This window comes from Streptomyces sp. NPDC048659, assembly GCF_040650575.1.
GTDB lineage: Bacteria > Actinomycetota > Actinomycetes > Streptomycetales > Streptomycetaceae > Streptomyces.
In genome coordinates, this window is the sequence record NZ_JBEZHM010000053.1 from 44,210 (window position 1) to 55,873 (window position 11,664).

At 71.9% G+C, this 11,664-nt stretch carries 11 protein-coding genes and 1 tRNA gene; 4 read left to right on the top strand and 8 right to left on the bottom strand.

What is annotated here, in order from left to right; translation table 11 throughout:
* Window positions 1-260: 260 nt before the first annotated feature.
* Window positions 261-337: transfer RNA gene (locus AB0C99_RS31140), tRNA-Thr, on the bottom strand.
* Window positions 338-518: 181 nt separating this feature from the next.
* On the opposite strand from AB0C99_RS31140, the gene ugpC reads away from it, so the two are divergent.
* From ugpC to AB0C99_RS31155, 3 genes are all read left to right on the top strand, one after another.
* A complete protein-coding gene (gene ugpC / locus AB0C99_RS31145; RefSeq protein ID WP_362482219.1) occupies window positions 519-1,616 on the top strand; it encodes a sn-glycerol-3-phosphate ABC transporter ATP-binding protein UgpC in 1,098 nt (365 codons plus the stop codon).
* A 308-nt stretch (window positions 1,617-1,924) separates the two neighbouring features.
* On the top strand, window positions 1,925-2,335 hold the full coding sequence (locus AB0C99_RS31150; RefSeq protein ID WP_362482222.1) for a hypothetical protein: 411 nt from the start codon (window positions 1,925-1,927) through the stop codon (window positions 2,333-2,335).
* 39 nt (window positions 2,336-2,374) lie between these two features.
* A complete protein-coding gene (locus tag AB0C99_RS31155) occupies window positions 2,375-3,088 on the top strand; it encodes a nucleotidyltransferase family protein (RefSeq protein ID WP_362482225.1) in 714 nt (237 codons plus the stop codon).
* Between the two features lie 98 nt (window positions 3,089-3,186).
* On the opposite strand, the gene AB0C99_RS31160 is transcribed toward AB0C99_RS31155, so the two are convergent.
* From AB0C99_RS31160 to AB0C99_RS31190, 7 genes are all read right to left on the bottom strand, one after another.
* Window positions 3,187-3,723: a hypothetical protein gene (locus AB0C99_RS31160; protein WP_362482228.1), complete on the bottom strand. Its 537-nt coding sequence runs from the start codon at window positions 3,721-3,723 to the stop codon at window positions 3,187-3,189.
* A gap of 166 nt (window positions 3,724-3,889) precedes the next feature.
* Window positions 3,890-5,455 (bottom strand): DoxX family membrane protein, encoded by a 1,566-nt coding sequence (locus AB0C99_RS31165; RefSeq protein WP_362482231.1) that lies wholly within the window; start codon window positions 5,453-5,455, stop codon window positions 3,890-3,892.
* A gap of 127 nt (window positions 5,456-5,582) precedes the next feature.
* Window positions 5,583-6,542 (bottom strand): 23S rRNA (guanosine(2251)-2'-O)-methyltransferase RlmB, encoded by a 960-nt coding sequence (gene rlmB, locus AB0C99_RS31170; protein ID WP_362482234.1) that lies wholly within the window; start codon window positions 6,540-6,542, stop codon window positions 5,583-5,585.
* 175 nt (window positions 6,543-6,717) lie between these two features.
* Window positions 6,718-8,112: a cysteine--tRNA ligase gene (gene cysS / locus AB0C99_RS31175; RefSeq protein WP_362482237.1), complete on the bottom strand. Its 1,395-nt coding sequence runs from the start codon at window positions 8,110-8,112 to the stop codon at window positions 6,718-6,720.
* Window positions 8,113-8,194: 82 nt separating this feature from the next.
* On the bottom strand, window positions 8,195-8,746 hold the full coding sequence (ispF, locus tag AB0C99_RS31180; RefSeq protein WP_362482239.1) for a 2-C-methyl-D-erythritol 2,4-cyclodiphosphate synthase: 552 nt from the start codon (window positions 8,744-8,746) through the stop codon (window positions 8,195-8,197).
* Window positions 8,736-9,485 (bottom strand): 2-C-methyl-D-erythritol 4-phosphate cytidylyltransferase, encoded by a 750-nt coding sequence (gene ispD / locus AB0C99_RS31185; RefSeq protein WP_362482242.1) that lies wholly within the window; start codon window positions 9,483-9,485, stop codon window positions 8,736-8,738. Before ispD ends, ispF begins: the two co-directional genes overlap by 11 nt.
* A 319-nt stretch (window positions 9,486-9,804) precedes the next feature.
* Entirely contained in the window at window positions 9,805-10,287 is a 483-nt protein-coding gene (locus tag AB0C99_RS31190; protein WP_003953493.1) for a CarD family transcriptional regulator, read from the bottom strand.
* Window positions 10,288-10,929: 642 nt separating this feature from the next.
* Between AB0C99_RS31190 and AB0C99_RS31195 the strand changes: the two genes are divergently transcribed.
* Window positions 10,930-11,529 (top strand): DUF461 domain-containing protein, encoded by a 600-nt coding sequence (locus AB0C99_RS31195; RefSeq protein ID WP_362482244.1) that lies wholly within the window; start codon window positions 10,930-10,932, stop codon window positions 11,527-11,529.
* Window positions 11,530-11,664 lie beyond the last annotated feature (135 nt).

Below are 11,664 nucleotides of genomic sequence, written 5' to 3' on the forward strand. Positions count from 1 at the left end.
CCAGCGCCGACTCCAGCACCCGGGACCTCATGACGCGGATGGGGCACAGCACCGCCCGGGCCGCACTGATCTACCAGTACGTGACGAGCGACCGTGATCAGCACATCGCGGGCAGGCTCGGCGAGATGATCCGCCAGGTCCGTAGCGACGGGTCTCATCAAGGGCAGCGCTCCCGATCCTTCCGGCACGCGGATGGCAAGCCCGTGATCATGCGAAAGGGCCGGCACCGGGGAAACCGCCCCCTGTGCTGGCCCTTTACCTGGAGCCCCCTGTCGGGTTCGAACCGACGACCCCCGCTTTACAAGAGCGGTGCTCTGGCCAGCTGAGCTAAGGAGGCAGCCCGTGCAGTGTAACGAACCGGCGCCGGGGCGGGGGCGGGAATCTCGTGGGCCGGGGGTGCTGACAGATCGGGTGGGGGCGGGTAGCGTCACTTGCGGTTCACCCAGGTGGACTAGACCTCAACCCCTCCTTTACTCGGATCGTCCGGCACGTTCCTGCCGGTGAAGGGACACATCACCATGGCTTCCGTCACCTACGACAAGGCGACCCTGGTCTACCCCGGCGCCGAAAAGCCCTCCGTCAACGAGCTGGAGATCGAGATCGCCGACGGCGAGTTCCTCGTTCTCGTCGGCCCCTCCGGCTGTGGCAAGTCGACCTCGCTGCGCATGCTCGCCGGCCTGGAGGACGTCACCACCGGCGCCATCCGCATCGGCGACCGCGACGTCACGCACCTGCCCCCGAAGGACCGGGACATCGCCATGGTGTTCCAGAACTACGCGCTCTACCCGCACATGACCGTCGCCGACAACATGGGCTTCGCCCTCAAGATCGCCGGCGTCAACAAGAGCGAGATCCGCACCAAGGTCGAAGAGGCCGCGAAGATCCTCGACCTCACCGAGTACCTCGACCGCAAGCCGAAGGCGCTCTCCGGCGGTCAGCGCCAGCGCGTCGCCATGGGCCGCGCGATCGTGCGTGAGCCGCAGGTCTTCCTCATGGACGAGCCGCTGTCCAACCTGGACGCCAAGCTCCGCGTCTCGACCCGTACGCAGATCGCCAGCCTCCAGCGCCGGCTCGGCATCACCACGGTGTACGTGACCCACGACCAGACCGAGGCGCTCACCATGGGCGACCGCGTCGCCGTCCTCAAGGACGGGCTGCTCCAGCAGGTCGACACCCCCCGCACCATGTACGACAAGCCCGCCAACCTCTTCGTCGCCGGCTTCATCGGCTCCCCCGCCATGAACCTGATCGAGGTCCCGATCACCGACGGCGGCGTGAAGTTCGGCAACAGCGTCGTCCCGGTCTCGCGTGACGCCATCGCCGCCGCCTCCGCCAAGGGCGACACCACGGTCACCGTCGGCGTCCGCCCCGAGCACTTCGACGTGCAGAGCGCCACCAGCAAGGACGGCCTCGCCGTGACCGTCAACGTCGTCGAGGAGCTCGGCTCCGACGGCTTCGTCTACGGCTCCACCCGCGTCGGCGGCGAGGACAAGGACGTGGTCGTCCGCGTCGGCGGCCGCGACGTCCCGGCGAAGGGCTCCACCCTCCAGGTCGTGCCCCGCCCCGACGAGCTCCACGTCTTCTCGACCTCGACCGGCGAGCGCCTCACCGACTGACCGGCTCACCGACTGATCGGCTGACCGGCTGACCGACCGACCGGCTCCGGTACGCGCCGGGCGCACCCCGGCGCGCCCGGCCCACCCGGCCGCGCATCCCGACGGCCCCTTCCCCGCTTGCGGGGGCGGGGCCGTTCGCGTACAGGAGGCATGAAACCCGGAGTCGGCGAAAACCCCGGCAGAACTGGGCAATCAGGCCCCCGGCACCCCACCACCGTCAACACGGAATTCGAAAAGACACTTCGAACCATCCCCCGCGAGAGTGACTAAATGTCGCCATATCACTACCGGCCGCTACGCTCGCCTGCGTGACGCACACTGCCCGCCGAATCGGCCGCTCTCTCGCCCTCGTCCTGCCCGTCGTCCTGGTGCTTTCCGGCACGCTCGCGGTGTCCGCCGTGCCGTGGGCCGGACGCGACTCCGGGACCGAGCTGCTGGCCTCGTCCACGGACGTCTCCACCCGCGCCAAGTCCCGCGCACCGCAGGATATTCTGCGCGACCAGCTCCTCGCAGAGCTTCAGGAGAAGGATCCCGGAACGGCCCTCACCCACCTCCAGCGCGAGGTCGAGAACCGCCCGTCCCTCGCCAAGCACTGCATGTCCATCGCCCGCTCCCTCGGCGCCGCCGCCGTGCGCCACTACGGCCCCGCGCGCGCCCAGTCCTTCTCCCGCCCGGTCTGCGACACCTCCTTCGCGACCGGCGTCATGCACGCGGGCTGAATGGGGTCCGGCACCGCCGGTGCGCATATCGTTCCCGGTATGCATACCTCCCCGACGCAGGCCGTGGTCCTGGCGGGCGGCCAGGGCTCGCGGCTGCGCCCGTACACCGACGACCGCCCCAAGCCGATGGTCGAGATCCCGGGCACCGGGACCCCGATCATCGGCCATCAGCTTTCCTGGCTCGCCGCCGAGGGAGTGACGGACGTCGTCGTCTCCTGCGGGCACCTGGCCGAGGTGCTCCAGGAGTGGCTGGACAGCGCCGTGCTGCCCCTCAAGGTGACCACGGTCGTCGAGACGGAGCCGCTCGGCCGCGGCGGCGGCCTCAAGTACGCCGCCGCCCACCTCCCCGAGCCCGACCGGCCCTGGTACGCCACCAACGGCGACATCTGGACCCGCTTCTCGCTGCGCGAGATGGCCGAGTTCCACGAGGAGCGCGACGCCACCGCGACCCTCGCCCTGGCCCGCCCCCGCATCCCCTGGGGCGCCGTCGAGACCGACGCCTTCGGCCACATCACCGACTTCATCGAGTCGCCGCCGTCCCCGTACCTCATCAACGCGGGCGTGTACGTCTTCTCCGCCGCCTTCACGGAGCTGCTGCCCGACCTCGGCGACCACGAGCGCACCACCTTCCCCCGGCTCGCCCGCGAGCGGCGGCTGGCGGGCTTCCCGCTGCCCCAGGGGGCCTACTGGCGGGCCATCGACACCGCCAAGGACCTCACCGAGGCCGCCAAGGAGCTCGCCGCCCACGCCTGAGCCCCCCAGGGCCAAACCAGGCCCGCAGATGGCCCGCAAGGCCCGCCTGCGGGTCACCCACGGCCCCGCCCAAGCCCCCGGCCCCCGGCGGCGCGCGCTCAGACCAGCGCCGCCGCCGTCAGCGCCAGGGCCGAGCCGGCGAAGACGACCGTGTGCCGGACGTTCTGCAGCACCCGGGTCCAGGCCGGGAAGGCGCCCTCGGCCGCCGTCAGGAACGCGCGCACGTCGATCCGGAGCAGCTCGGCGTCCCCCTTGCGCCGGAAGGCCGCCCGTACGGACTTCACGGCGCCGAGCTGGCTCTGCAGGATCGCCACGTTCGCGAGCAGCGCCACGGAGGAGAAGGCCCAGGTCAGCGGGGTCCCCCAGGAGTTTCCCGCCAGGTTGAGGACGGCCGCCGCGATCATCGCCGCAGCGAAGGCCCCGGGGGCCCACCACTCGTGCCCGCTCGCGTCGAACCGCAGCCGGTTCTCCTCCAGCACCTCGGGCCGCACGCCCTGCCGGCGCAGTTCGGCGACCGCCGCGGTCTTGGCGGCGGGCCCGAAGCGGTGGCGGAGCAGCGGGATGCTCAGGAAGGCGGCGGCGACCGTGAGCTGGGCGGGGGCGGCCAGGGGGGCGAGGGCGGCGAGCGCGGACATGGGGGACCTCCCGTTCAGGGGCTTGCACTTAGTTCAAGTCCCGATGGAGAGGACTCTACGGGCGCACTTGAACACCGCGCAAGAGTTCTCTTGAACTTTGTGCAGGGGCGGGTACGAAGAAGGGCCCCGGCTTACCGCGCCGGGGCCCTTTCCCACCTCCCGTACGTCAGCCCAGCAGCCCGCCGATCGGGTTCTGCGGGCCGGACGTGGACGAGCCGCCGTCCGAGGAGCCGCCGCCGCTGCCGCCGCTGCTCGGGGTGCCGCTCGTGCCGCCCGAACCGCCCGAGCCGGAACCGGAGCCCGTCGAGCTCGGCGGCGCCGCCGTACGCGGCTGGCTCGGGCTGCGGGTGCCGCTGCCCTGCGTGGCCGAGGGGCTGGTCCGCCGGCTGCGGGGCGGCTCCGCCGACTTCGAGGGCTTGGCCGTCTTCTCGGACCGCGCGCCCTCGCTCGCCCCGGTCGTCGCCGAGGGCTCGGGGCTCTTCGACTGCTTGCGCGCCGGGCCCGTGGCGCCGGGCTCCTTCGGCAGCGGCTGACCGGGCAGGTGGTTGATCGGATCGTCGTCCGGACCCGGCACCGTGACCATCTGGGTGGACCGCACGGCCCCGCCCAGCATCGAGCCGCCCAGCAGCGTGACCCCGACCACGACCGCCGCGGCGATCGTGCCGCGGCGCAGCACCCGGCGGCGCAGCTCCCACAGCTCGGAGCGCGGCCCGAGGGTCCGCCACGCCTCGCCGGCCAGGCGGCCGTCGATCGAGTAGACCGGGGCGCCCGCGATGATCAGCGGCGACCAGGCGGCCAGGAAGATGATGTCGGGCGCGTCGTAGACCGGGACGGTCTTCCAGCTCACCGTCAGGATCAGCGCCGCCGACAGCAGCGCGCCGACCACGGCGGCGACCCGCTGCCACAGGCCCAGCACCGTCAGGACGCCGACGACGACCTGGAGGAAGGCGACGGTGAGCCCCGCGCCGACCGGGTGCTGGAGGGCGAAGTCGCGCAGCGGCTCGGCGAGCGGCCACGGGTGCAGCGAGTTCAGCCACTTGACCATCGAGCCGCGCTCGCCGCCGTCGAAGTAGACGGGGTCGCAGAGCTTGCCCATGCCCGCGTAGATGGAGATGAAGCCGAGGAAGACCCGCAGCGGCAGCAGCACCACGCCCAGGTTCATCCGGCGGCCCGGGTAGTAGGCGTGCCGCACCGCGTCCGCGCCGTGCCGGTGCGCGGCCCGGCCGTCCGGGTCGGCGCCCTGGTCGTGGCTGTCCGGCCCGATCGCGTAGACCTCGTCGTACGCGCCCCCGTCGTACGCCCCCTCGGCGCGCCGCATCGGCGGCAGCAGCGGGGCGGCGGGGCCGGCGGGCACCACCGGGGTCGGCATCGTGTCGTCGATGCGCGGGATGGTCTGCGTCGCCGGTTCCAGCGTGGAGACCGAGGCGGCCGGGCCGGCCACCGACGACTCGCGCACCGCCTGGAGCAGACCGCCCGCGCCGGGCGCGGACTTCCCGGTCCACACGACGGGCCGGCGGCGCGCGGCGCCCGCCGCGGCACCTCCCGCGACCGCTCCGGCGAGGGCGCTGATACGGGGGTTCACGGCGAACTTCGGCTGTTGGGCCGGCGCGAGCCGCACACGGAAGCTGGCGTGGTTCACGATCACCTGGGCGGGATCGGAATCCACTTTGACCATGCTCAGCGCGGGCTGATCGTCGAACCCCGGCCGGGGCGTTCTGGTGTCCACACTCATCTAACCGAGTGATGCGCGGTTAGGACACTGCCTTGACGGCTCGCAAATGTCCGAGACCCGTCAAGATCACGGAGGGGGCGCGTCCCCCGATCGGGTCAGCCCGTCCGGGGGACGCCGGGGAGGCGGGTCAGCGCGCCCGGCGGCGCGCCGCCTCGTACAGCACGACACCCGCGGCGACACCGGCGTTCAGCGACTCGGCGCCGCCCGGCATCGGGATGCGGACCAGGTAGTCGCAGGTCTCGCCGACGAGCCGGCCGAGGCCCTTGCCCTCGGAGCCGACGACGATGACGACCGGGCCGGCCAGCGCGTCCAGCTCCTGCACCTCGTGCGTGCCCTCGGCGGCGAGGCCGACGACCGCGATGCCGGCCTTCTTGTACTCCTGGAGCGAGCGGGTCAGGTTGGTGACCCGGGCGACCGGGGTACGCGCGGCGGTGCCCGCGGAGGTCTTCCAGGCGCCGGCGGTCATGCCGGCCGCGCGGCGCTCGGGGATGACCACGCCGTGGCCGCCGAAGGCGGAGACGGAACGGACGATCGCGCCGAGGTTGCGCGGGTCGGTGACGCCGTCGAGGGCGACGATCAGCGGGTCCTCGCCGTCGTCGTAGGCGGCGGCGGTCAGGTCCTCGGGGTGCGCGTACTCGTACGGCGGGACCTGGAGCACCAGGCCCTGGTGGTTGAGCCCGTTGGTCATCCGGTCGAGCTCGGGGCGCGGGGCCTCCATCAGGTTGATGTTGCCGCGCGCGCCGGCGAGCTGGAGCGCCTCGCGCACCCGCTCGTCGTTGTCGATGAACTGCTGCACGTACAGCGTGGTGGCGGGCACGCCGTCGCGCAGCGCCTCGAAGACCGGGTTGCGGCCGACGACCATCTCGCTCTGGCCCTTGGGGCCGCCGCGGCGGGGGGCGGGACGGCGCTTGGCGGCCTGGCGGGCCATGGCGTTGGAGACGCGGAACGCCTTGTGGCCCTTGCGGTCCTCCGCCTTGGGCGTCGGGCCCTTGCCTTCCAGGCCCTTGCGCCGCTGGCCACCGCTGCCGACCGTCGCGCCCTTCTTGTTGGACGTGCGACGGTTCCTGCGCTGGCTGTTCCCGGCCATGACTACCTGTTTCCTCTGCCTGCTGCGTACGTGCGTCAGTCCGCGCGTACTCCCTGTGCGTAAGTCTGTGTCTGTGTGTGGATGACAAGTCCGCGAGCAGTCATGCCCGTGTGGTCGTCAAGTCTGCTACATGAAGTGTGCCGCCCGGAGGCCCGGACGGCACATCAGCGGCGTGCTAGCGGTTGCCGAGCGTCCAGCGGGGGCCGTCGGCGCCGTCCTCGATGGCGAGGCCGGACTGGCTCAGCTGGTCGCGGATGGCGTCCGCGGTCGCCCAGTCCTTGCGCTCCCGGGCCGACTCGCGCTGCTGGAGCACCAGCCGTACGAGGGTGTCGACGACCCCGTGGAGCTCCTCGCCGCCGGACTCGTCGGCCCAGTGCGGGTCGAGCGGGTCCAGGCCGAGGACGCCGAGCATGGCGCGCACCTCGGCGAGGCGGGCGACCGCCTCTTCCTTGTCGTCGGCGGCCAGCGCGCTGTTGCCCTGGCGGACGGTGGTGTGGATGATCGCCAGCGCGTGCGGCACGCCCAGGTCGTCGTCCATCGCCTCGGCGAAGGCGGGCGGCACCTCGGCGGCGGGGGCGACGGGCGCCCCGGCCTTCTCGGTGGCGCGCTGGACGAAGCCCTCGATGCGGGCGAACGCCGCCTCGGCCTCGCGCAGGGCGTCCTCGCTGTACTCGATCATCGAGCGGTAGTGCGGGGTGCCCAGGTAGTAGCGCAGGACGATCGGGCGCCAGTTCTTCACCATCTCGGAGACGAGGACGCTGTTGCCCAGCGACTTCGACATCTTCTCGCCGCTCATGGTGACCCAGGCGTTGTGCACCCAGTACCGCGCGAACTCGTCGCCGAAGGCCCTGGCCTGGGCGATCTCGTTCTCGTGGTGCGGGAAGATCAGGTCGAGCCCGCCGCCGTGGATGTCGAAGGCGGGGCCCAGGTACTTGTGCGCCATGGCCGAGCACTCCAGGTGCCAGCCGGGGCGCCCGCGGCCCCACGGGGTCTCCCAGTCGGGCTCGCCCGGCTTGGTCGCCTTCCACATGGCGAAGTCGCGGGAGTCGCGCTTGCCGGAGACGCCCTCGTCGGGCTGGAGCAGGTCGTCGACGTCCTGGTTGGACAGCGACAGGTAGTCCGGGAAGGAGCGCACGTCGAAGTAGACGCTGCCGTCCGCCTCGTAGGCGTGGCCGCGCTCGATGAGGCCGCGCATCATCTCGATCATCTCGGGCACGTGGCCGGTGGCGCGCGGCTCGTAGGTCGGCGGGAGGCAGCCGAGCGCCTCGTAGCCGGAGTTGAACGCGCGCTCGTTCTCGTAGCCGATGGACCACCAGGGGCGCTCCTGCTCCGCGCCCTTCATGATGATCTTGTCGTCGATGTCGGTGACGTTGCGGATGAACGTGACGTCGTAGCCGCGGTACGCGAACCAGCGGCGCATGATGTCGAAGTTCAGCCCCGACCGGATGTGGCCGATGTGCGGGGCGGCCTGCACGGTGGCGCCACAGAGGTAGATCGAGACACAGCCCGGTGTGAGCGGGGTGAAGTCACGGATCTGCCGGGCGCTGGTGTCGTACAGGCGAATGGTCACCCCCCCAGGGTAGTGGGCGGGTGGTAGTGCCCCGCGCCCGTTTCCCGGTCGCGGGGCGCCTTTTTTGCGCCTACGGGGCCGATTACGGCGCCGGTGCGGGCGCCGTGCCGGGGGCGGGCGGCGCGGCGGGCCGTGTGGCCGGATACACGAGGGCGGTGGCGATGGCGGCCAGGCCCTCGGCGCGCCCGGTCAGGCCGAGCCCGTCGGTGGTGGTGCCGGAGACGGAGACGGGTGCGCCGGCCGCCGCGCTCAGCGCCTTCTGGGCCTCGTCGCGGCGCTTGCCGACCTTGGGGCGGACGCCGATGACCTGGACGGCGATGTTGCCGATCTCGAAGCCCTCGGCGCGCACGATCCGGGCGGCCTCGGCGAGCAGCGTGACACCGGCGGCGCCGGACCACTCGGGGCGGGAGGTGCCGAAGTGGGCGCCGAGGTCGCCGACCCCGGCGGCGGAGAACAGCGCGTCGCAGGCGGCGTGGGCGGCGACGTCGCCGTCGGAGTGCCCGGCGAGTCCGTAGCCCTCGCTCGCGGCCTCGTCCCAGAGCAGGCCGGCGCACCACAGCTCGCGGCCGTGCTCGAAGGCGTGCACGTCGGTGCCGATGCCGGTACGGGGAAGGGGGGTGGGGCTAGAAGCCATCGGTGGCCCTCCTGCGGGCGAGTACGGCCTCGGCGAGGACCAGGTCGAGCGGGCGGGTCACCTTGAACGCCTCCTCGTGGCCGGGCACGACGACGACGGGCGCGCCGAGCTTCTCGACCATGCCGGCGTCGTCGGTGGCGCCCTCGCCGGTGAGGGCGACGGTGGCGTGGGCGTTGACGAGGGTGTCGCGGTCGAAGCCCTGCGGGGTCTGGACGGCGCGCAGCCGGGCGCGGACCGGGGTGGCGACGACCTGCTCGGGGCCGCCGGGGCGCTCGGCCGGTTCGACCTCCTTGACGGTGTCGGCGACGGGCAGCGCGGGGACGACGGCGACGGCCCCGTCCCGTACGGCCTCGATCACCGCGTCAACGGTGTCGACGGGGACCAGCGGGCGGGCGGCGTCGTGCACGAGGACGGTGGTGACGTCGGCGGGGACGGCGTCGAGGCCGAGCCGCACGGACTCCTGGCGGGTCTCGCCGCCGGGGACGACGGCGTAGTCGGTGCGCTCGGGCAGGGCGTGCGCGTCGAGGAGGTTCTTGACCTCGGCGGCGCCGTCCGGGGGCGCGACCACGACGACGAGGGAGACGGCGCGGGAGGCGGCCATCGCCCGGACGGCGTGGATGAGCATGGGGGTGCCGTTCAGCGCGCGGAGCGCCTTGGGGGCGCCCGGGCCGAGGCGTACGCCCCGGCCGGCCGCGGGGATCACCACGGCGGTACGTGGAGGACGCGCTTCGTCTGACATCGGTTGCACTCCGGCAGGTTTGTTTCCGCGGGCGACGTGGGTATGGCGTCAACGAGCTTGTTGCGACGCCTCGACCGGGCCCTTTCCGTGACGACGGTCGGGGCGTCGCCTTGCGAGAGCGGTACGGACAGGTGCCCGGAGACGTGTGGCGGGGGGTCGGGTAGAGGGAGAGACGCACATGCCGCGGTGCCCGTCGAGGCGCTGTGGCACCGATGGGACCCCTGGGGGATCCATCGATGGGATTCACAGCGCGTCGGCAGGCACCGCGGCATGGGTGTCGAGCATGGCTGGACGCCAGGCGTCGGTCAGAGCGCAGGCGTCAGGACGCGAGCACCTCGTCGAGGAGGGCCTCGGCCTTGTCCTCGTTGGTGTTCTCGGCGAGAGCGAGCTCGCTCACCAGGATCTGGCGAGCCTTGGCGAGCATCCGCTTCTCACCCGCGGAGAGGCCACGCTCCCGCTCGCGGCGCCACAGGTCGCGCACCACTTCGGCGACCTTGATGACGTCGCCGGAGGCGAGCTTCTCCAGATTTGCCTTGTAACGACGAGACCAGTTCGTCGGCTCCTCGGCGTACGGCGCGCGCAGCACCTCGAAGACCCGGTCCAGCCCGTCCTGACCGACCACGTCGCGAACTCCGACGAACTCGGCATTGTCCGCCGGCACACGAACCGTCAGGTCGCCCTGCGCGACCTTGAGCACCAAGTAGGTCTTGTCCACGCCTTTGATCTGGCGAGTTTCGATGGCCTCGATCAGCGCGGCCCCGTGATGGGGATAGACCACGGTGTCGCCAACCTTGAACGTCATGTGACAGGTACCCCTTCCGTGGCTATCCAGGGTAACACGGATACGGCTTCTTCTGAATGGCGTTTTCGCAGGTCAGGGCATATCTCGGGGCTTGACAACAGCGCGGCGGACGTGCTGCGGCGGGCTTCCGGAAGGCGGTATTCGCAGGTCGGAGCGGCTGTGCGGACGGAGAGAAACGCGCACGCTACACCTGTCCGGGGTGCCGCGACAGTGGGTCGATGCCCCGGTTTGCCCGGTTCGGTGTGGCCCTCTTCACGTACTCCGTTCGAGGATCGCTCACCCGCACGGATGCATCCAGGGTACTCAACCGACCGAATCCCGAATTGATCACCGGGAGGGCGGTGCGGGCTTTTCCGATGATCGGGTCGCGGGAATGCGGGACGGTGGCCGAATTGATCACCGCGCTTATGTGAACGGCAGGTCAATGGGGTGTGATCCGGCCATGTCGGCGTGTTCATGACGGCTCCGGAGGGGCCCGCGGGACGGCCTGTGGGCGGGGCGCGCGGGCGGCTCCGCGAGCCCGCGGGGGCGTAGGGGGCGGGTCGGGTGCGGGACGGAGAGTGCGGCTCGGTAACCTAAGGCCGCTGACACACCTTTAGCTCGTCCTTAGCCTGTCCGATCGTCCTAGGAGATGCCGCCGCCGTGAGCCGCAGCCTTCGACGCGGCGCCCTCGCCGCCACCGCCATCGCGATCTCGATCGCCTCGCTGTCCGCCTGCGGGGCGGGCAACAACGCACAGACGCTCGGCGTCCGGCCGGACAACGCCGCCGTCACGGTGGACGACGTCAAGATCCAGAACGCGCTCGTCATCACCCAGCCCGACCCGGGTGTCGTGGGCCCCGCCGTCGTCTCCGCGACGGTCTTCAACAACGGCCCGACCCGTCAGACCGTCGACTCGATCACCCTGCCGGGCACCACCGGCACGGTGAAGCTCACGGCCGCCGGGGGCACCGGCCCGATCGTCGTCCCCGCGGGCGGCTCGGTCGTCATCGGTGGCAAGGGCAACGCGACCGCCACCGTCGAGGGCGGGCTGCGCGAGGCGAAGAACGGCGACGCCCAGAAGGTCGTCTTCAAGCTGAGCAAGACCGGTGACGTGGGCCTGAACGCCTTCGTCGTCCCGGCGAGCAGCTACTTCAAGGAGTTCGGCCCGACCGAGATCCCGGCCCCGCCGGCCACCGCCACGACGACCCCGTCGAGCACGGCCACCCCGTCGGGCGAGGCGAGCCACGCGGCCGGTCACTGACCGTCCGACCGGTTGTACGAAAAGGGGCGCCCCCTCCGCGCCGGAAGTAAGCGTGACCTAACCCACGGTACGGAGGCACGGGGGGCGCAGGGGCGCACGGACGGCCACCGGGACCTCGCCCGGTGTTCGGCGTGC

Bases quoted from the DNA above. Each gene is read 5' to 3' on its own strand.
- ugpC (WP_362482219.1), top strand. From the start codon at position 519: ATGGCTTCCGTCACCTACGACAAGGCGACCCTGGTCTACCCCGGCGCC.
- AB0C99_RS31155 (WP_362482225.1), top strand. From the start codon at position 2,375: ATGCATACCTCCCCGACGCAGGCCGTGGTCCTGGCGGGCGGCCAGGGC.
- AB0C99_RS31160 (WP_362482228.1), bottom strand. From the start codon at position 3,723: ATGTCCGCGCTCGCCGCCCTCGCCCCCCTGGCCGCCCCCGCCCAGCTC.
- AB0C99_RS31165 (WP_362482231.1), bottom strand. From the start codon at position 5,455: ATGAGTGTGGACACCAGAACGCCCCGGCCGGGGTTCGACGATCAGCCC.
- rlmB (WP_362482234.1), bottom strand. From the start codon at position 6,542: ATGGCCGGGAACAGCCAGCGCAGGAACCGTCGCACGTCCAACAAGAAG.
- ispF (WP_362482239.1), bottom strand. From the start codon at position 8,746: ATGGCTTCTAGCCCCACCCCCCTTCCCCGTACCGGCATCGGCACCGAC.
- ispD (WP_362482242.1), bottom strand. From the start codon at position 9,485: ATGTCAGACGAAGCGCGTCCTCCACGTACCGCCGTGGTGATCCCCGCG.
- AB0C99_RS31190 (WP_003953493.1), bottom strand. From the start codon at position 10,287: ATGACGTTCAAGGTTGGCGACACCGTGGTCTATCCCCATCACGGGGCC.